This is a genomic window from Novosphingobium sp. JCM 18896, assembly GCF_025938095.1.
GTDB lineage: Bacteria > Pseudomonadota > Alphaproteobacteria > Sphingomonadales > Sphingomonadaceae > Novosphingobium.
Genome location: NZ_JAPCZF010000002.1, coordinates 73,922 through 92,476 on the forward strand (window position 1 = coordinate 73,922; position 18,555 = coordinate 92,476).

Annotated in this window: 17 protein-coding genes and 1 riboswitch; of the genes, 8 read left to right on the forward strand and 9 right to left on the reverse strand. The window is 67.1% G+C overall.

Going from position 1 to position 18,555, the window contains the following annotated elements; genetic code table 11:
- Positions 1 to 22 precede the first annotated feature (22 nt).
- Both lipB and OLX23_RS06215 read left to right on the forward strand, forming a co-directional pair.
- Complete coding sequence (lipB, locus tag OLX23_RS06210; protein WP_264443824.1) at positions 23 to 721, forward strand: lipoyl(octanoyl) transferase LipB; 699 nt, start codon at positions 23 to 25, stop codon at positions 719 to 721.
- On the forward strand, positions 718 to 1,050 hold the full coding sequence (locus OLX23_RS06215) for a hypothetical protein (RefSeq protein WP_264443825.1): 333 nt from the start codon (positions 718 to 720) through the stop codon (positions 1,048 to 1,050). Before lipB ends, OLX23_RS06215 begins: the two co-directional genes overlap by 4 nt.
- A 164-nt stretch (positions 1,051 to 1,214) precedes the next feature.
- On the opposite strand, the gene OLX23_RS06220 is transcribed toward OLX23_RS06215, so the two are convergent.
- Complete coding sequence (locus OLX23_RS06220; RefSeq protein WP_264443826.1) at positions 1,215 to 2,372, reverse strand: N-acetyltransferase; 1,158 nt, start codon at positions 2,370 to 2,372, stop codon at positions 1,215 to 1,217.
- Between the two features lie 189 nt (positions 2,373 to 2,561).
- On the opposite strand from OLX23_RS06220, the gene OLX23_RS06225 reads away from it, so the two are divergent.
- A complete protein-coding gene (locus OLX23_RS06225) occupies positions 2,562 to 3,641 on the forward strand; it encodes a fatty acid desaturase family protein (protein ID WP_264443827.1) in 1,080 nt (359 codons plus the stop codon).
- Between the two features lie 43 nt (positions 3,642 to 3,684).
- Here OLX23_RS06225 and lptG read toward each other — a convergent pair whose 3' ends face one another.
- The 5 genes from lptG to OLX23_RS06250 all read right to left on the reverse strand — a co-directional run bounded on the left by lptG (position 3,685) and on the right by OLX23_RS06250 (position 9,653).
- Positions 3,685 to 4,782, reverse strand: coding sequence for an LPS export ABC transporter permease LptG (gene lptG, locus OLX23_RS06230; RefSeq protein WP_264444896.1), 1,098 nt, complete (start codon positions 4,780 to 4,782; stop codon positions 3,685 to 3,687).
- Between the two features lie 8 nt (positions 4,783 to 4,790).
- Positions 4,791 to 5,993 (reverse strand): LPS export ABC transporter permease LptF, encoded by a 1,203-nt coding sequence (lptF, locus tag OLX23_RS06235; RefSeq protein ID WP_264443828.1) that lies wholly within the window; start codon positions 5,991 to 5,993, stop codon positions 4,791 to 4,793.
- A gap of 188 nt (positions 5,994 to 6,181) precedes the next feature.
- The gene (clpS, locus tag OLX23_RS06240) at positions 6,182 to 6,574 is read right to left on the reverse strand and encodes an ATP-dependent Clp protease adapter ClpS (RefSeq protein ID WP_264443829.1); all 393 of its coding nucleotides are present in this window, start codon (positions 6,572 to 6,574) and stop codon (positions 6,182 to 6,184) included.
- A 134-nt stretch (positions 6,575 to 6,708) separates the two neighbouring features.
- Positions 6,709 to 7,632 (reverse strand): phasin family protein, encoded by a 924-nt coding sequence (gene phaP / locus OLX23_RS06245; protein ID WP_264443830.1) that lies wholly within the window; start codon positions 7,630 to 7,632, stop codon positions 6,709 to 6,711.
- Between the two features lie 152 nt (positions 7,633 to 7,784).
- The gene (locus OLX23_RS06250; protein ID WP_264443831.1) at positions 7,785 to 9,653 is read right to left on the reverse strand and encodes a PHA/PHB synthase family protein; all 1,869 of its coding nucleotides are present in this window, start codon (positions 9,651 to 9,653) and stop codon (positions 7,785 to 7,787) included.
- 181 nt (positions 9,654 to 9,834) lie between these two features.
- Here OLX23_RS06250 and OLX23_RS06255 point away from each other — a divergent pair, with 181 nt between their 5' ends.
- The 3 genes from OLX23_RS06255 (at position 9,835) to OLX23_RS06265 (ending at position 12,715) form a co-directional block, all read left to right on the forward strand.
- Positions 9,835 to 11,034: an LL-diaminopimelate aminotransferase gene (locus tag OLX23_RS06255; protein WP_264444897.1), complete on the forward strand. Its 1,200-nt coding sequence runs from the start codon at positions 9,835 to 9,837 to the stop codon at positions 11,032 to 11,034.
- Positions 11,035 to 11,162: 128 nt separating this feature from the next.
- Positions 11,163 to 11,906: a winged helix-turn-helix domain-containing protein gene (locus tag OLX23_RS06260; RefSeq protein WP_264443832.1), complete on the forward strand. Its 744-nt coding sequence runs from the start codon at positions 11,163 to 11,165 to the stop codon at positions 11,904 to 11,906.
- Positions 11,903 to 12,715, forward strand: a complete 813-nt coding sequence (locus tag OLX23_RS06265) for a crotonase/enoyl-CoA hydratase family protein (protein ID WP_264443833.1) — start codon at positions 11,903 to 11,905, stop codon at positions 12,713 to 12,715. The genes OLX23_RS06260 and OLX23_RS06265 overlap by 4 nt, the downstream gene beginning before the upstream one ends.
- 10 nt (positions 12,716 to 12,725) lie before the next feature.
- On the opposite strand, the gene OLX23_RS06270 is transcribed toward OLX23_RS06265, so the two are convergent.
- On the reverse strand, positions 12,726 to 12,992 hold the full coding sequence (locus OLX23_RS06270) for a hypothetical protein (protein WP_264443834.1): 267 nt from the start codon (positions 12,990 to 12,992) through the stop codon (positions 12,726 to 12,728).
- Between the two features lie 91 nt (positions 12,993 to 13,083).
- Between OLX23_RS06270 and OLX23_RS06275 the strand changes: the two genes are divergently transcribed.
- The gene (locus OLX23_RS06275; RefSeq protein WP_264443835.1) at positions 13,084 to 13,806 is read left to right on the forward strand and encodes a dienelactone hydrolase family protein; all 723 of its coding nucleotides are present in this window, start codon (positions 13,084 to 13,086) and stop codon (positions 13,804 to 13,806) included.
- Here the strand turns inward: OLX23_RS06275 and OLX23_RS06280 are convergent.
- Entirely contained in the window at positions 13,800 to 14,750 is a 951-nt protein-coding gene (locus OLX23_RS06280) for a phytanoyl-CoA dioxygenase family protein (protein WP_264443836.1), read from the reverse strand. The genes OLX23_RS06275 and OLX23_RS06280 overlap by 7 nt on opposite strands.
- 28 nt (positions 14,751 to 14,778) lie before the next feature.
- Entirely contained in the window at positions 14,779 to 16,011 is a 1,233-nt protein-coding gene (locus tag OLX23_RS06285) for a cytochrome P450 (RefSeq protein ID WP_264443837.1), read from the reverse strand.
- 160 nt (positions 16,012 to 16,171) lie between these two features.
- A riboswitch (cobalamin riboswitch) is annotated at positions 16,172 to 16,402 on the forward strand.
- Positions 16,403 to 16,582: 180 nt separating this feature from the next.
- Here OLX23_RS06285 and OLX23_RS06290 point away from each other — a divergent pair.
- On the forward strand, positions 16,583 to 18,511 hold the full coding sequence (locus OLX23_RS06290) for a TonB-dependent receptor plug domain-containing protein (RefSeq protein WP_264443838.1): 1,929 nt from the start codon (positions 16,583 to 16,585) through the stop codon (positions 18,509 to 18,511).
- The last annotated feature ends 44 nt before the right edge of the window (positions 18,512 to 18,555 follow it).

Sequence of the window (18,555 nt, forward strand, 5' to 3'; positions counted from 1 at the left end):
AAATGCCGCCACGCAACGCGCGATGACTGAGAGATTCCCCGGCGAGCTTCCCGGCGATATCGAACTGCGCGTCGATCGGGCGCTGGTGCTCTATCGCACGGCGCTGGACGAGATGACCGAGCGCAATGCGGCGATCGCCGAAGGCAGCGCGCGCGAGCTGATCTGGCTGCTCGAACACCCGCCCGTCTACACCGCCGGCACCAGCGCCGCGGCGCCCGAACTGCTCGATCCGCGGTTCGAGGTGGTCTCGGCCGGGCGCGGCGGGCGCTACACCTACCACGGCCCAGGCCAGCGCATCGGCTATGTCCTGCTCGATCTCAAGAAGCGCGCGCGCGACGCACGCGGCTTCGTCCACGCGATGGAAGGCTGGGTGATCGCCGCGCTCGCGCGCTTCGGGGTCGAAGCCTTCCGCAGCGAGGGCCGCATCGGCATCTGGACCCAGGACATCGACGGCCGCGAGGCGAAGATCGGCGCGATCGGCGTGCGCATCCGCAAATGGGTGACGATGCACGGCTTCGCGGTGAACCTCGCGCCCGACCTGTCGCACTTCAACGGCATCGTCCCTTGCGGGATCGCCGAATACGGCGTGACCAGCCTCGAGCGGCTGGGCGTGACCGTCGATCAGGCGACCTGGGACGAAGCCCTGCTGGCCGAAGCGGGGAACTTCCTCGCCGCGCTCGACAAGCCCTGCCCTTCCGATTCCTGTGAGGCCGCCGAATGAAACCGCCTTTGCGCCCTGCCGTCGTTCGCGCCGCGCTGTGCCTGATCCCGCTCGCGCTCGCCGCCTGCCAGGGCGAGAAGAAGACGCCCGAGGCCGCCACGGCCCAGGGCGAGATCCTGCCCGGCTCGGCCAGCGATGCGATGCTGCCTTACGACACGCTACAGTCGAAACCGCCGCTGGCCCCGCCCCCGACCGAGGCCGCGGGCAAGGGCGGCAAGGGGACGGCGAGCGGCGCTGCTGCCGCCGCGGGTGAAGAGGAAGCCGGCACGGCCAGCGAAGCCCCGGCACCGGCGGCGGCGCCGTCTATCGCCGCAGAGCCGGTGCAGTAGGCCGACCGCCACTACTACCTACTTTTCGTCATCCCCGCGAAGGCGGGGATCCATCTCCCAAGGTTCCGCCCCCTCGCACCGACGCCTTTTATCGCCAGCATCGGTGATGGATCCCCGCCTTCGCGGGGATGACGAACCAAAAGAGAGGGCTGACGGCGGCGGTCCTACAACCCCTTCTGGTAGATCACGTATTCGCGGTTGACCTTGCTGTCGATCGCATCGGCGATCGCGATCATCCCCTGATTGTCGTCGAGGATCCAGCCGATCTCCGCGGTCTTGGCGCCGAGTTCGGACACCGCCTCGCGGCGGATGTATTCGATCATCATGAAGGCGAGCTGGCTGGCGAGGCGCGACGACTGCAGCTTCTTGACCACGCCCATCAGCGGTACGCGCATCCGGTCGGACACCGGCTTGCGCGCCCAGAGCAACAGCTTGATGAAGTTGAACGGGAACAGCTTGCCGCCGAACGGCTTGATCACGCGGTTGAGGTCGGGGAAGGTCAGCATGAAGGCGACCGGCTCGCCGTCGACCTCGGCGATCATCAGCAGGTCCTCGCGGATAATCGGCTTCATCTTCTTGGCGACGTAGTCGATCTCGCGCTGGGTGATCGGCACGAAACCCCAGTTCTGCGACCAGGCATCGTTGAGGATGTGGAAGACCAGTTCGGCCTCTTCCTTGAAGCGGCTTTTGTCGGCGCGGCGGATACGGATGCGCGGGTTCTTCTCGCCCGAGGCGACGATGCGGTTGATCAGCGGCGGGAAACCGTCGGCGATCGGCAGGTCGTAGGTCAGCAGCGACTTGGCATGGCCATAGCCGCGTGCCTCGATCCAGGCGCGATAGCGCGGCGAATGGTGGCCCATCATGATCACCGGATCGTGATCGAACCCCTTCACCAGCAGGCCCGGCTCGTCCCAGATCGACAGGCTGATCGGCGCGAGCACGCGCGTCATGCCCTGCTGGTGCAGCCATTCCTCGGCGGTCTCGATCAGCGCGGCGGCGACCGCCTCGTCCTCGGCCTCGAACAGGCCCCAGTTGCCGGTGCCCGGCCCCATCCCCTGCTCGGGCGGCAGGGTCCAGGCCAGCCGGTCAAAATGCGCCGAGATCCGGCCTACCACCTGGCCGCCGCGGTAGGCGAGGAACAGCTGGACTTCGGCATGCTCGAAGAACGGGTTCTTCGCGGGGTTGAGCAGTTCCTCGACGTCGGCGCGCAGCGGCGGGACCCAGTGCGGATCGCTCGCATTGAGCCGATAGGCAAGATCGATGAACGCCTTGCGATCGGCCTTGGTGGTCACCGGGAGGATGGAAACTTCGGCAGAGGCCACTATATCACTTTCTCTGTTGCGATCGAGGCACGCGGAAGCGGGCGAGCTGCGCCTTTGCCCCTTGGCCCTTGCATTGGCCTGCGTTGTGGACCATCCCGGCAGCGAATTCCAGCCGGGCCGCAATTTCGGCGCAAAGAGTGGGTACGTGCTCAATCCCGACAGGCCCTAGGACCCACCGGAACTGATTGAATGACGGCATACCAAGCGATCGAGACCAGCCCCAAGACAGATGAAAGCTCGTCGCGCATTGCCGACGACATGCCGATGCTCCGGGCTGCGGTCGAGCTGACCCGCGACATCGCCGAGGCGCGTCCCGCCATCTACTGGACCGACATGCTGGGCTCGGCCGCGCTCGGCTATGCCGCGCTGGCGGCGGCGATCCTGCTGGACAATCCCTGGGCGGCGACCGCCGCCGGGCTGATCTCGGCGCTGGCGCTGTACCGCGCGCTGCTGTTCATCCACGAGCTGACCCACATCCACAAGGACGCCCTGCCCGGCTTTCGCCTGGGCTGGAACCTGCTGGTCGGTATCCCGCTGCTCACCCCCTCGTTCATGTACGAGGGCGTGCATACGCTGCATCATGCCCGCACCCGCTACGGCACCCTGGACGATCCCGAATACCTGCCGCTCGCGCGGATGAAGCCGGCCTCGCTGCCGACCTTCGCGCTGCTGGCCATCCTGCTGCCGCCCGGTCTGCTGCTGCGATCGGCGCTGCTGGTGCCGCTGGGTGCGATCTTTCCGGCGCTGCGCAAACGCGTGTGGGAAAGCGCCTCGGCGCTGGCGATCAACCCCGCCTTTCGCCGCCGTCCGCCCGAAGGTGCCTTCGCGCGACGGGTCTTCTGGCTGGAGCTGGGCGCCAGCACTTGGGCGATTGCCGTGATCGCCGCCTCCTGGGCCTGGGGCTGGCGACCGCTGCTGATCGCGATCGCCGTCGTCGCGGCCACCGCGCTGCTGAACCAGATCCGTACGCTCGTCGCGCACCTCTGGGTCAACGAGGGTGAGCCGATGACGGTGACCGCGCAGTTCCTCGATTCGGTCGACGTCCCGCCGCCGGGCCCGATCGCCGAGCTGTGGGCGCCCGTCGGCCTGCGCTATCACGCCACGCACCACCTGCTGCCGTCGATGCCCTACCACTCGCTGGCCGAGGCGCACCGCCGGATATCGGCGCATTTCGACCTCGACGGGACCTATCACAAGGCCAGCTATACCGGCCTGTGGCCGCTGATGGCGCGGCTGGTGCGCAGCACGATGGGACGCAAGGCCGCCTGACGGCTAGAATCCGCCCGCCTCACGGCGGAAGCAAGGACAGCGCCTATTCCTCGGTGCGGATGAGCACGGTCTCGCCGATCAGCGCGAACAGCAGGAACGGCGCCCAGGCTGCGACCAGCGGCGGGTAGCCGCCGAAATTGCCCATCGCGAGCGCGGCGTTGTCGATGACGAAATAGGTGAAGCCCAGCGCCATGCCCATGATCGCGCGGATCAATACCTGACCCGAACGCGCGAGACCGAAGGCCGCGAGCGCACCGAGCAGCGGCATCAGCACCGAGGACAGCGGTCCCGAAATCTTGTGCCACCACTTGCCCTCGAGCTCGGTCGTGCGGCGTCCGGCGGCGCGCAGATCGGCGATCGAATCCGACAGTTCGAACAGACTCTGCGCATCGGCATCGACCGCGCTGATCGCGATCTGACCGGGCTCGACGCTCTGCGCGATGACCTGCGAGGCGAGCGTCTGGGTCATCGTCGTCTTCACGTCGAAGCGCACCGGATTTTCCAGTCGCCAGCCCGGGCCGACGAAAGTGGCGCGCGGCCCGCGCAATTGCTCGACCACCATCCCCTGCGCGTCGCGGCGGTACCAGGACACGTTCTGGAGCACCATGTCGCGCCCCGTGCCGGTCACCGTCCCCGCCATCAGGATGTTCGCGCCGTCGCGCACGTAGACGTTGCTGCGCACCCCCGAGTCCTTGGGCAACGGGCCATAGTTGGCGCTCTGCCAGACCTTGAGCGTGGCATTGGCGCGGGTCACCACGCGCTCGTTGAACGCGAAGCTGAGGCCCGCGACGACGATCGCGGTGAGGAACAGCGGCGCCAGCACCTGATGCGCCGACAGCCCCGCCGCCTTCATCGCGATGACCTCGCTGTTCTGGTTCAGGGTGAACAGCGTGACGATCGTCGCCAGCAGCACCGAATAGGGCAGGAAGCGCGCCATCAGCTGCGGCGCGCGCAGGGTCACGTAGGTCCAGAGCTGCGCCTGGCCGTTGCCCTGGTATTCGAGGATCTTGCCGCTCTCGCTGAGCAGGTCGAGCATCTGCAGGACCAGCACGAGCATCAGCAGCACGCCGAGCACGCGCGTGATGAACAGCCGCGCGAGATAGAGCGTCAGGGTTCGCGAGGGGAAGAAATCGAGCTGCACCATGTTCCTCAGGCCGCCTGTCGCTGACGCCGCTTGATCAGCGCCTGGACGCGCTTGACCAGCTTCTGCGATCCGGTCTCGAGCCAGCCGATGGCTTGGCCGCCGGGGACATAGGCGACGCGCCAGTACATCCACACGATCAGCGCGGCGAAGATCACGAAAGGTCCCCACAGCGCCAGGGTCGGGTCGATCCGGCCGAGCGAGGCGACATTCTGCCCGTACTCGTTGATCTTGTGGTAGACGGTCACCATCACCACCGAGACGAACATGCCGAGTGCCGAGCTCGATCGTTTGGGCGGGATCGCCAGGGCGAGACCCAGCAGCGGCACCAGCAGCATCATCACGACCTCGACCATGCGGTAATTGAAGCTCGCCTGGCTCTTGATCCTCACGTCCTCGGGCAGGGTATCGTTCCAGCCGATCTTGAGCAGTTCGGGCAGGATATATTCGCGGTCCTTCTCGCCGCGGGCGCGGAACTGCTCGATCGCCGGCAGGTCGATCGGTAGGTCGTGGCGCGTGAAGCTGAGCACGCGCGGCGTCTCGTTCGGTACCTCCTGGACGATCTGGCCCTGGACGAGGCGCAGGATGATCGTGTCGGGCCGGCCCTGCAACGCGAGGAAGCGCCCTTCGCGCGCAGAAATCGACAGGACCTGGCCTTTGTCGTCGGCGAGGCGCGCGAAGATGCCGATCAGCTGGCGGCCCTCGTCGCGGCTCTGCTCGATGCGCAGCGCCATCTTGTCCTGCAATGTGGTGAACTCGCCCACCTTGATCGCCGCTCCGAGCGCGCCCGAGCGCAGCTCGAACTGGAGCTGCTCGTAGTAGTAGCGCGCCAGCGGCTGGAGATAGCCGACATTGGCGAAGTTCACCGCGACGAGCACCAGCGCCATCAGATAAGGCACACGCAGCAGCCGCGTATAGCTGAGCCCGACCGCGCGCATGACGTCGAGCTCGCTCGACGTGGCCAGCTTGCGGAAGGCGAAGAGCACGCCGAGCATCAGCCCCAGCGGGATCGCCAGGCTGGCATATTCGGGCAGCATGTTCGCCAGCATCTTGAACACGACGCCCACGGGTCCGCCCTCGGCCGCGACGAAGTCGAACAGCTTGAGCATCTTGTCGAGCATCAGCAGCGAGGCCGCGATCGCGAAGACCGCGAGCATCGGCATCAAGGTCAACTTGAAGATGTAGCGGTCAATGGCGGTGAAGAATTTCACGGGTGTGGCGATTCCGTCGGCCGGGATGATGAGCCTTTGCGCAAAACCCCTATCGCCGCCAGGCGGCGGGCGGAAGCGGTTTTGCATGCGGAAAGCCGTACCATCGCGCCAAAACGCGCGAACTGCGCCTTCGGTGCCAATATCTTAGGCCAAGACGGGCCTGCCGAGCGGCGCCCGGAACGGTCGGGTCAGGCCTTTTCGAGCGTACACTGCAGCGGGTGCTGGTTCTGCCGGGCGAAATCCATCACCTGGTTAACCTTGGTCTCGGCGATCTCGTAAGGGAAGATACCGCAGACGCCGACGCCCTTCTGGTGGACGTGGAGCATGACGCGCGTCGCCTGCTCGAGGTCCATGTTGAAGAAGCGCTTGAGGCACATCACGACGAATTCCATCGGCGTGTAATCGTCGTTGAGCATCAGCACCTTGAACTGGCTCGGCTTCTTGGGCTTCGCGCGGGTCTTGGTGGCGACACCGAGTTGGTCCTGGCCGCCGGCATCGCCGTTGCCGCCCGCATCGTCGTCATCGCCGGCGCGCACGCGCAGCGGCGAGAGGGAATCAAGAAAGCCGAAATCGTGATGCATCGCGGGAGAATATCGCAAGCCAGGGGCAAACGACAAGCCATCGAAGGTGGTAAACGCAAAACGGACCGGCCGGCCACGCGCCGCCCGGTCCGTTTTTTACGTCGAACCGCGCGCCGAGGCGCGGGTTCGGAGGATCAGGCGGCCTTCTTCAGCTTCTCGACCGCAAGGCTGACGCGGCCCGAGATCGGCGCGAAAGCGTCGTTGGTCAGCTTGGCGACGGCTTCGCCGGTCTTCGTGCTGTAGGCCACGGCCGTGTCGAAGTTGCGACGCAGCAGTTCGGTCTGCAGCTTGAACAGGTCGGTCGGCGACTTGATCGCGGCGAAGGCCTTCACGTCGGCGGTGGCGGTCTCGAAGGCCGCCTTGCTGTCGGCGACGAAGGTGTTGCCCATTTCCTGGAGGCCCGAGGCGAGGATCTTGCCCGACTCGACGAAAGCCTCGACGTTGCCCTTCGCGAATTCGCCGTATTCGCTGGCGGCGGCGCTGGTCTTGGCGAAGGCGTCCTTGGCCTTTTCCTGAGCGCCGTTGACGGCTTCCTTGATCGATGCAGTCACGTCCATGGGGATTTCCTTGAGTTGGGCGAGGAAAGGGGTGCTCGGCTTCACAGCGGGACGGACCGGCGCCTTGGCAGGCTTGGCCGTCTTCGCGACAACGGGTTTCGGTTTCGGCGCCGCAGCCTTGGCGGCAGCGCGCTTGATCGCCGGCTTCGGCGCGGGCTTGGCCACCGATTTCGTCGCGCGGATCGTCTTGCTGGCGGGCGCGCGGGGACGGGCCGGCTTGGCGGCCGATTTGACGAGGGCCGGCGGCGCGGCGGCCTCGACCGGCTCGGGCGTGACCACTGCAGCCGGACGCGGCTTGCGTTCGCGCTTGGACTTGGCCGGAAATTCGACGGGAGCGATGCTCGTCTCTGCAGGCGCAACCGCTTCAGGCACGACCTGTTCGGGCACGGCGACGGTTTCGAGCGGACTTTCGGGAGCGATCTTCTCGCCGACGGCTTCGGAGGCGGCGGCGTAGGCTTTCTCGGCCGAGGCTTCGGCTTTGGTCTCGTCTGAATCGGCCATGCGGTAGGAATCCTCGGCTGATGCGACAGGAGCCCCGCACTGGCGCGCGACAGCCCTGCTGCATTGCACAATAAACTCGGCAGCGAGCCGGTCAAGCTATTATTGTGCAGTGCAACATAGCAGCAACATAACCGTCGCTAGCCCGCCACGGCTCACCGCGTCTTGACGTAGCGCCCAGGGGCATCCTCGATGACCTTGTCGCCGCGTGCGCCCGGAACGCGCTTGCCGGTGGCCTTGACCTCCGCCGAGTCTTGCCCGCGCAGCCAGCCGAGCCAGTGCGGCCACCACGATCCCGGATGCTCCTGTGCCCCGGCGATGAAGCCTTCGAGCGTGTCGCCCGGCGCGTCGTTGGTCCAGAAGCCGTACTTCTTCGAGCTGGGCGGATTGACCACGCCGGCGATGTGGCCCGAGCCGGCGAGCAGGAAGGTCCAGGGGCCCTTGAGCTGGCGCGTCAGCTTCCAGACGCTCTCGGGCGGGGCGATGTGATCCTCGCGCCCGGCCTGGATATAGGCCGGCGTGGCGATCAGCCGCAGGTCGATCGGGGTGCCGTCGGCGCTCAGCGCATCGGGCTCGACCAGGCGGTTGTCGCGATACAGGTCGCGCAGATAGGCGCAATGCCACTTGGCCGGCAGGTTGGTGACGTCGCCGTTCCAGTGGAGCAGGTCGAAGGCCGGATAGTCCTCGCCCATCAGGTAGTTCTTGGTGACGTAGGACCAGATCAGGTCGTTGCCGCGCAGCAGGTTGAAGGTTGCCGCCATATAGCGGCCATCCAGAAAACCCTCTGGCGCGAGCGTGCCGATCGTCTCGATCTGCTGGTCGTCGACGAAGTGCTTGAGGTCGCCGGGGTCGGCGAAATCGACCTGGGCGGTGAAGAAGGTCGCGCTCTTGACCTTGTCGGCCTCGCCGCGCCGCGCGAGCACGGCTAGGGTCGCGGCCAGCGTCGTGCCCGCGACGCAATAGCCGATGACATGCGTCGACGGCGCCTTGAGCCGGTCGCGGACGGTGTCGATCGCGTCGATCTGCGCGCGGACGTAATCGTCCCAAACGACCTCGGCCATGCTCGCGTCGGCCGACTTCCACGATACCATGAACACGGTCACGCCCTGCTCGACCGCCCAGCGCACGAAGCTCTTCGCCGGGTTGAGATCGAGGATGTAGAAGCGGTTGATCCACGGCGGGAAGATCACCAGCGGCGTCGCCAAGACCTTGTCGGTCGTCGGGCTGTACTGGATCAGCTGGTAGAGCGGCGTCTCGTGGACGACCTTGCCCGGCGTCACCGCGATGTTCTCGCCGAGCTTGAAGGCTTCGGGATCGGTGTGGGTCAGCTGGCCGCGGCCGAGATCGGCCATCATGTGCTCGAGCCCCCTGGTCAGGCTCTCGCCCTGGGTCTCGATCGCCCGTTCGAGCGCGAGCGGGTTCGTCAGCGCGAAGTTCGCCGGGCTCAGCGCGTCGACGATCGCGCGCGTCAGGAAGCGGAGCTGCTGCTGCCGGGCGGGGTCGAGCCCCTGGACGCCGTCGGCAAGAGCCTCGGCCTGTTCGGCGAACAGCAGATAGGCCTGGTGGATCAGCGCGAAGAATGGCTGCTCACGCCACTTGGGATCGGCGAAGCGACGGTCGCTGCGCGGCAGCTTGGCTTCGCCGTCGGGGCTGTCGTCCTGCGTCAGCGGGCCGATGCCGTACTGGCCCAGCACCGACTGCCAGAGCTGGAGGCTATCGCCCCAGAGGCGCTTCTGGTTATCGAGGTCGGCGAAGGGCACCTGACGGTGCCAGGATTCGAGCAAGCCGGTCAACTTCGCGGGATCGGCATAGTCGGCCGCGGGCACGTTCTGGAACTGCCCCCACATCGCCTGCAGGGATTCGGTCACGTCCCCCCAGGGCGGAGGCGCGGCCTCGGCCGTGCCCTTGGGCAGAACCGGCGCGAAGAGCTGGCCGAACACCTGCGAGGCCGCCTCGGTCTGGCTGCGCAGAAGTTCAGCGAAAATGTCCGGCGCGCCCCCGTCCGAACGCGACTTGTCTGCCATGACCACAGGACTCCTTTTGGCATTCCGCTAGCCCCGTGGTGTGACCCGCGGGAAACAATCGAGTCCTCTCCATCCGCTTTGCAAGATAGCCCGGCGACAGCCATTTGCCAGCGCCCGTTTATCCGCCTAGAGCGTTTCCCTGCGGCAATTCCGCCGCATGGAAACTGGATTGCCAGAAGTCATGGAAGACGAGTTCTACCGCATCAAGCGACTGCCGCCCTATGTCATCGCCGAAGTGAATGACATGCGAGCCGCAGCCCGCGCCGCCGGTAGGGACATCATCGACCTCGGCATGGGCAATCCCGACCTGCCGCCGCCCGCGCACATCGTCGACAAGCTGTGCGAAGTCGCGCAGAAGGCCGATGCGCACGGCTATTCGGCCTCGGCGGGCATCCCCGGCGTGCGCAAGGCGCAGGCCAACTATTACGGCCGCCGCTTCGGCGTCGATCTCGATCCCAACACCGAGGTCGTGATGACCATGGGTTCGAAGGAAGGCCTCGCCTCGATGGCGACTGCGATCACCGCGCCGGGCGACGTCGTGCTCGCACCGAACCCGAGCTACCCGATCCACACCTTCGGCTTCATCATCGCCGGCGCGACGATCCGCTCGGTGCCGACGACGCCCGACGAGAACTATTGGCGTGCGCTCGACCGTGCGATGGCCTTCACCGTGCCGCGCCCGTCGATCCTGATCGTCAACTATCCGTCGAACCCGACCGCCGAGACGGTCGACCTGGCCTTCTACGAACGCCTCGTCGCCTGGGCCAAGGAGAACAAGGTCTGGATCCTGTCCGACCTCGCCTATTCGGAGCTCTACTACGACGGCAACCCGACCGTCTCGATCCTGCAGGTGCCCGGCGCCAAGGACGTCGCGGTCGAATTCACCTCGATGTCGAAGACCTTCTCGATGGCCGGCTGGCGCGTCGGCTTCGCCGTGGGCAACAAGCGGCTGATCGCCGCGCTCAAGCGCGTGAAGAGTTACCTCGATTATGGAGCATTTACGCCGATCCAGGCGGCCACCTGCGCGGCGCTGAACGGCCCGCAGGACATCGTCGAGATGAACCGCAACCTCTACCAGAAGCGCCGCGACGTGATGGTCGAGGCCTTCGGTCGCGCGGGCTGGGAAATCCCTGCCCCCAAGGCCTCGATGTTCGCCTGGGCACCGCTGCCGCCGGCACTTAAGGATATGGGATCGTTGGAGTTTTCCAAGCAGCTCCTGACCCATGCCGAAGTCGCCGTCGCCCCCGGCGTCGGCTATGGCGAGGACGGCGAAGGCTTCGTCCGCATCGCCATGGTCGAGAACGAGCAGCGCCTCCGCCAGGCCGCGCGCAACATCAAGCGCTACCTGTCCAGTATGGGTGTGAACAGCTCGGCCGCCTGATGGCCGCACCCCACCCCCGTCGGTATTGTTAACGCATCCGACTTGCGGTGTTCTTTCCCGGTCATGGCGCCGATTCGACGCGCCATGGCTCGGGACAGCAAAGAACATAAGGCCGATGGGGGCGTGGAGTGCGCCACTTTCACTGGTTGTGCGCAACCGAAATCCCGGCCGCCTGGGATCTGCGGCGCTGCGGCTGGCACCTGACCCGGCCGGAGCCCGCCGCCGAACCCGGCGAGTCGGTGGCGCTCGCGCATGTCGCGGGCATGGACGAGCACGCCTGGTCCCAGCTCCATCGCAGTTACCCCCGGCCGCGTCATGATCGCGTGCTGCTGCTCGGCGTCGCCGACAGCGGCGAGCGCGCGCGCCTGCTCGGCCTCGGCTTTGGCGACGTGCTCGGCGAAGCCCCCGCGCTGACCGAAGTCGAAGCGCGCGCGGCAAGGGTTGCCGGACACGCGCAGATGCTGCCCGGCCGCCGCGCGATCGGACCGCTGCGGCTGGACCTGCTGACGCGCGACGGCATCGTCGCCAATCGTCCGCTGGCGCTGCATCCGCGCGAGTTCGCGCTGCTCTGGCGACTGGCCGATAGCCCGGGTCAGCCCGTCGGCAAGCGCACGCTGCTGCGCGAGGTCTGGCGGCTGGGCCACGTCCCCGACACCAACAGCCTGGCGGTCCACATCTTCCGCCTGCGCGCCAAGCTGGCTGCCGCCGGGTTGCGCGACCTGGTTCGCACGGCGCCCGGCGGCGGCTACATGCTGGCCGTCGCAGGCGAAGCAGAAACGGCGGCCGTGCCGATGGCCATCATCGATCGGCGCTGGCATGATCTCATCGTCGGCAGCCCCGACGGGATAGCGATCGGAGACCACGGCCCATGACCCACCCCCTGCCCGTCAGCGACCGGGTCGCCATCCTCGTCGACGAAGACGGTGTCGCCCGCGTCACCCTGACCCGCGGCGACAAGCTCAATGCGCTCGACCCCGCGATGTTCGAAGCGCCGATCGCCGCCGGCCAGGCGCTGTTCGACCTGCCCGGGCTGCGCTGCGTGGTGCTCTCGGGCGAAGGCAAGGCGTTCAGCGCCGGCCTCGATCTCGCGACCTTCGAGGCCGCACTCGGCGGCAAGGCCCTGCCGCTGACCCAGCGCACCCACGGCAATGCCAACCACTTCCAGCAAGCTGCGCTGGTCTGGCGCAAGCTGCCGGTGCCGGTGATCGCCGCGGTCCACGGCGTCTGCATGGGCGGCGGACTGCAGATCGCCGCCGGCGCCGACATCCGCGTCGTCGCGCCCGAAACGCGCATGGCCGTGCTCGAAATGAAATGGGGGCTGGTGCCCGACATGGGCGGCTTCGCGCTGTGGCGCGGCTGCGTGCGCGAGGACGTGCTGCGCAAGCTGACCTATACCAACCGCGAGTTCTCGGGCGAAGAAGCGCTCGAATTCGGTTTCGCGACAGTGGTCGACGCCAATCCCGTGGCCCGAGCCGTGGCGCTGGCGCAGGACATCGCACGACGTAGCCCCAGCGCGGTGCGCGCAGCGAAATCGCTGTTCAATCGCAGCGGCGACCTGCCGCTCGACGACATTCTTGCCGCGGAAAGCTTCGAGCAGCAGCGACTGCTCGGCACGCGCAATCAGATCGAGGCGATGATGAGCCAGACCGAGAAGCGGCCGGCGAACTTCGTCGATCCCTGAGCGGCAGGGTTCAGCGCACCGGGATCTTGATCATCACCGGCAGCAGTTCCTTGGATTGCGAGGGGCCATGCGAACCGAACAGCACGCCGATCGCGGTGAAGGCGGTCAGCGCGACCACACCCCAGTGCAGTGGCTCGGCCTTGCGCGCCCGAGCCACTGCGACCGCAGGCTTGCGCGGACGCGGCACCGGGGTCGTCTCTTCCATCAGCCACGGCGGCGTCTCATCAACCACGACCGGCGGTTTCACCGCGTTCGCGGGGGTGATGATTCCGGGCATCGGGAGCGGGAGCGCTTTGGCAGTTTCCATGGGCTTTTAGCTAGGCTTACATGGTAAACGAAATCTTACCGGCGGAGAGGAAATGGGGTCCGTGAGCGAATTCGAGATCGTGATCTGCGAACATGAAGGTCGGGCCCTGCGCGGCGAACTGGCACTGCCCTCCGGCGCGGGGCCGCATCCCGCCGTGCTGGTGGTGCACAACGCCTTCGGTCTGGGCACGCACATGCGGCAGGTGATCGCCGACCTCGCCGGCGAAGGCTATGTCGCGCTCGCGGTCGATATGTACGGCGACGGCGTCTACAGCGAGGACGAGAGCGTAGTCGGCGGCTTCGTCGCGCCGCTTTGGGGCAATTCAGAGCGCCTGCGCGCGCGCATGGGCGCCTGGCACGAAGCGCTCAAGGCGCGGCCCGAGGTGGCCGCCGATCGGATCGCCGCGCTCGGCTATTGCTTCGGCGGCATGTGTGTTCTCGAATTCGCGCGCGGCGGCGGCGACGTGCGCGCGGTCGTCAGCTATCACGGCATCCTCACCACGGGCGCACCCGCGGCCAGGGGCGCGGTCAAAGCCCATGTCGCGGTCCACACCGGCGGGCGCGATCCGCATGTCCCCGCCACCGACGTCGCCGCGCTGCGCGCCGAACTGATCGCCGCCGAGGCCGACTGGCAGATCGCCGAATATGCCAATGCCTACCACGCCTTCACCGACCCCGCAGCCGACGATCCGAAACACGGCCGCGCCTACGATCCGCTGGCGGACCGGCTGTCCTGGGCCTCGACCCTCGCGCTGCTCGACCTGAAGCTGCGCGGCGCTCAGTAGAAATTGCGCCGCAGCACGGTGACGCTGCGATCGGGCCGCGCCATCGCCATGACGTGCGCGCCCGGATAGGCGATCTTCTCGACCTCGGCGAGCGGCACGCGCGGCCAAGGGTTCATGTCGCGGATCAAGGTCTCTTCGGAGAGGTGGACGGTGACGCGTTCACCCTCTTCGGTGCGGATCGTCACGTCACGGGCCTCCACCCGCTCGACCGCACCGATCACCGGCTGCGGTGCCGAGGCGGGAATCGCGCGCACGTCGAGCGACATGCGGATCTCGTTCGAGGGATTTGGCAGCGCCGTGTGCGCGGTCAGGTAGTTGAAGATCAGCACGTCGCCGACGCGGAAATCGGCCGAGCGCCAGGCGTCGTCGGCAATCGCTTCGCGCGGGATGGCATTGCCCTTGAGCGTGGTGTCGTGAAGACTGCCGCGGTGATGCGTGCCCGGCGCCACGGCGAAGCTGCCGTGATCGCGGTCGACATCGCGGATCGGCATCCAGCAGATCGTGAACAGCATACCCTCGTTGTAGAAACCGTCCTGGTGACGCCCGGCGAACAGATCCTGCCCCTCCGCGATCGGCCCCGTCGGCATGCCCGAACGGTGCGCGGCGATCGGGATCCACACCGGATCGTCGGCCAGCACGTCGCGCATGACCTGGTTGAGCCGCGGCTGCTTGACCACCTCGTGCCAGACGGTCGTGCCGATCGCGTCGCAGGGCCGCCAGGTCTCGGTCTTCCGTCCAGTCCAGACCGGTGCCTCAACCGCGGGATCGATCAACCCCTCGGCGGCGAGCGCTTCGCGGTACTTCTCGCGGCCCCAGGCGATCAGCTCGGGATCGATCACCCCGCGCAGATAGACCACGCCGTCGTCGAGGTAGCGCCGCCGCAAGGCCTGGGCATCGCCGATCAGCGCGGTGCTGTCGATGAGGTCGGCAATCTCGATCATCATCGATGTGTAGCAAACGCTTGGTTTTTATTCAATCGCCGGGCAGGTCGAACTGGATCGGCAGCCCGCGCAGGCCCCAGGTGCCGGGGAACGGACGAAAACCCTCGGGTCCCGGCGAGCGCGGATTCAGCAGGCGCTGGGCGATCAGGTGCAGGCCTTCGTGGATCTGCGCGCGGGCGATGTACTGGCCGAGGCAGATGTGCGCGCCAAGGCCGAAGCCGATGTGCGGGCTCTTCTGCTCGCGCTCGTGATCGAAGCGATCGGCCGCTTCGGCATAGCGCGGGTCGTGCGCGGCGATACTCAGCGGGAACCAGACGATCGCATCCTTCTCGAGCACGACGTCGCGATATTCGACTTCCTCGTTAAGCACGCGCTGGTTCGAGGTGGTGCTGCCGTAACGGAAGGACTCCTCGATCACCTGGCGGGCGAAGGCATGGTCTTCGGCACAGCGCTGGTAGACCTCGGGCCGGTCGAGCAGCAGTCGCAAGGTCAGGGTCAGCATGTTCTTCGAGGTGTCGTAGCCGGCAACGAACAGGAAGATCAGCAGGTCGGCCAGTTCGCGATCGGTGAGCCTGCCCTCTTTCGCCTCGCCCCCCTGGCTCCGTAGCAGCACGTCGAGCAGGTCTGGCTCCATACCTTCGCGCGACTCCGCACGGCGCTCGGCGATCAGCCCGTCGACGAAGCGCTCCATCGTGACGACGCCCTCCTGCATTGCCGGCAGCCAGCGCTTGTCCATCGAGGTCGAGAGCCCGATCGCCTCCATCGCCGAGCGCAGGCCGGGAATGACGTCGGGCGAAGCGCCGATCAGCCGGCACATGACCGTGATCGGGAAGTAGGAGGCGAATTCCTCGAAATCGAACGCGCGTTTCGGCGCCCATTCATCGAGCAGGTCGGAAATCACCTCGCGCATCAGCGGCCGGTGCGCATTGGCCTGGCGTGGCGTAAAGGCCGGCGCCAGCACATCGCGCACGCGCTTGTGCGTCGCGCCTGCCATCGACAGCATGTGGCGCTGCTGGAAGTCGCCCCAGGGCGTATCCTCCGCCTCCATGATCGCGACGATGTCGTCGTACATCATGCGCATGCGATCCTCGCGCGCGAATAGATCGCGCATCGCCTTGTAGTCGGTGACGACATAGCCGAGTTGCCAGCGCGCCAACCACGGGTGCTGCGCCCGTGCCCTGGCGAAGTGCGGGAATGGATCGGCAGCGAAGGCGTCCTCCTCCATCGTCAGGTAGGGCAGGTCGAGTTCGGCTCCCATCGGCATGGCATGTGCCTTCCTTGTTTCCGCGAAGGATGCTGCCGCTCCCGGTGGCGGTAAAGTGTGGCGCCTATACCGCACCGGCAGGATCAATGCTCCGAGACGGAGCCCACGACGTTGGCACGGGCAGCGAAGCGGCCTAAGGCGCGCGCCGATCGCGGGAAACCGCGTCGAAGATCGCGCCGGTGCCCCAACGGGGCTTAATCCGGGAACACGGTAAGGCGGACCCAAGCGTTTCTTGGCCCGCCCAAGCCGAGGCTGTCCCTGCAACTGTGAGCGGATAGCGCGATGCACGAGGCTCCCCCTGGAGCCGCCACTGAGCCGAAACGCTTGGGAAGGCCGTGCATCGTGCCGTGACCCGCAAGCCAGGAGACCGGCCGGCGCATGGTCGCTCTTGCCCCGGCCCAGGGATCGGTCGCGGCACGGTTCTCCGTCTGAGCGACGACCAAGCGGCGGGGCCGCTGTGGTGCGCCGGGGATGGGCCGATTGCGCCAGTCCGTGCCCGGCACGTCGGTCGAGGGCATCAACGCCCCGGCAGCCCCCGCCCTCGTTGCCCGGCGCGGAGGGAAGAATACCCATGAGGACCACTCTTGTTTCGCTGCTCGCGCTCGCCGCGACCACGCCCGCTTTCGCCAGCTCGAACCCGAGTCAGCCCGCCACCAATGCCGAAGGCGAGACGATCGTCGTCACCGCCTCGCGCTCGAACGAGGGCATCGCCGCCGATCGCCTCGGCGCCTCGGTTACCGTCCTCGACGCCCAGGCGATCGAGCAGCGCCAGACGCGTGTCGTCTCCGACGTGCTGCGCGACGTCCCCGGCGTGGCGGTCAGCCGCGCGATCGGCGGCCTCACCCAGATCCGCCTGCGCGGCAGCGAGGCCAACCACGCGCTGGTGCTGATCGACGGCATCGAGGCCAGCGATCCGTTCAACGGCGAATTCGACTTCAACGGCCTGATCGCCGACCAAGACGTGCGCATCGAAGTGCTGCGCGGCCAGCAGAGCTCGCTCTACGGCTCCGACGCGATCGGCGGCGTGGTCCACTACCTGACCCTGAGCGGCGCCGAGGCCCCGGGCTTCACCGCGCGCGCCGAGGGCGGTTCGTTCAACACCTTCGACGGCGCCGCGCGCTTCGCCGGTGCGACCGACCAGCTCGATTACGTCGTCTCGGGCGGCTACTACCGCACCGATGGCACGCCCGTGGCGCGCAACGGCAAGCTCGACGTCGGCTCGGAAACCGCTGGCGCGAACGTCAAGCTGGCCTGGACGCCGAGCGAGAGCTTCAAGCTGACCGGCGTCGCCCGCTACATGTGGAACGACTACGACGTCGCCAACACCGAGCAGAACCCGGCCAGCCCGCTGTTCGGCTATGTCGTCGACAGCCCCGGCGCCCGCGCCACCAAGGAAAGCCTCTACGGCCTGCTGCGCGCCGAACTGACCGCGCTCGACGGCCGCTGGGTCAATGCCCTGACCGGCCAGTACGCCGACGTCACGCGCAAGGGCTATGCTGGCGCGCTGCGCGACAGCGGCAGCAACGGCCGCCGCTACAAGGGCTCGTTCGAATCGAGCCTGCGCTTCGGCGACGAGGTCGTGGTCCACAAGCTGACCGGCGCGCTCGACGTCGAGCGCGAGGAGTTCCAGAACACCACGCCCGGCGGCTTCGCCTTCACCGGCCGGCGCAACACGACCAATGTCGGCCTGGTCGGCCAATACGAGCTGACCGTCGACGACAACGCCAGCTTCGGCGCCTCGATCCGCCAGGACTGGAACAATCGCTTCGCCGATTCCACGACCTGGCGTGTCCAGGGCTCCTACACGCTGCCCACCGACACCCGCGTGCACGCGGCCTATGGCACGGGCGTCAAGAACCCCGGCTATTTCGAACTCTACGGTTTCGTCGACGGCCAGTACATCGGCAACCCGAACCTGCGCCCCGAGAAGTCCGAGGGCTGGGAAGCCGGGCTCGAGCAGCGGTTCGGCACGGTGGCGACGATCGGCGCGACCTGGTCCGACAACCGCCTGAAGGGCGAGATCTTCACCACCTTCCCCGCGCCGACCTTCATCGCCACGCCGGCCAACCGCACGACCAAGTCGCGCCAGCGCGGCATCGAAGTGGCACTCTCGGCCCAGCCCGTGCCACAGTGGCGGATCGACGCGACCTATACCTGGCTCGACGCCGACGAAAACGGCACGGTCGAAGTGCGCCGCGCCAAGCACATCGCCAGCTTCAACTCGACCTGGACGACGGCCGACGACAAGCTCTCGGCCACGCTGACCGTGCGCTACAACGGCCGCCAGCAGGACGTCGCCTTCACCGATCCGAGCTTCGTGCCGGTCAACGTGACCCTGGACGACTACGTGCTGGTCAACCTCAACGCCGAATACAAGCTGACCGGCGCGATCACGCTGTTCGGCCGCGTCGAGAACCTGTTCGACGAGAACTACGAAGAGGTGTTCAGCTACGCCACGCCGGGTGCCGCCGCCTATGGCGGGGTCCGCGTCAAGTTCTGACGATGAAGCGATCCTCCCCTGTAAGGGGAGGGGGACCGCCAGCG

What these genes read in the sequence shown, in the direction of transcription:
- lipB (WP_264443824.1), top strand. Translation starts at nt 23, where the DNA reads ATGACTGAGAGATTCCCCGGCGAGCTTCCCGGCGATATCGAACTGCGC.
- OLX23_RS06215 (WP_264443825.1), top strand. Translation starts at nt 718, where the DNA reads ATGAAACCGCCTTTGCGCCCTGCCGTCGTTCGCGCCGCGCTGTGCCTG.
- OLX23_RS06225 (WP_264443827.1), top strand. Translation starts at nt 2,562, where the DNA reads ATGACGGCATACCAAGCGATCGAGACCAGCCCCAAGACAGATGAAAGC.
- clpS (WP_264443829.1), bottom strand. Translation starts at nt 6,574, where the DNA reads ATGCATCACGATTTCGGCTTTCTTGATTCCCTCTCGCCGCTGCGCGTG.
- phaP (WP_264443830.1), bottom strand. Translation starts at nt 7,632, where the DNA reads ATGGCCGATTCAGACGAGACCAAAGCCGAAGCCTCGGCCGAGAAAGCC.
- OLX23_RS06250 (WP_264443831.1), bottom strand. Translation starts at nt 9,653, where the DNA reads ATGGCAGACAAGTCGCGTTCGGACGGGGGCGCGCCGGACATTTTCGCT.
- OLX23_RS06255 (WP_264444897.1), top strand. Translation starts at nt 9,835, where the DNA reads ATGGAAGACGAGTTCTACCGCATCAAGCGACTGCCGCCCTATGTCATC.
- OLX23_RS06265 (WP_264443833.1), top strand. Translation starts at nt 11,903, where the DNA reads ATGACCCACCCCCTGCCCGTCAGCGACCGGGTCGCCATCCTCGTCGAC.
- OLX23_RS06270 (WP_264443834.1), bottom strand. Translation starts at nt 12,992, where the DNA reads ATGCCCGGAATCATCACCCCCGCGAACGCGGTGAAACCGCCGGTCGTG.
- OLX23_RS06280 (WP_264443836.1), bottom strand. Translation starts at nt 14,750, where the DNA reads ATGATGATCGAGATTGCCGACCTCATCGACAGCACCGCGCTGATCGGC.
- OLX23_RS06285 (WP_264443837.1), bottom strand. Translation starts at nt 16,011, where the DNA reads ATGCCGATGGGAGCCGAACTCGACCTGCCCTACCTGACGATGGAGGAG.
- OLX23_RS06290 (WP_264443838.1), top strand. Translation starts at nt 16,583, where the DNA reads ATGAGGACCACTCTTGTTTCGCTGCTCGCGCTCGCCGCGACCACGCCC.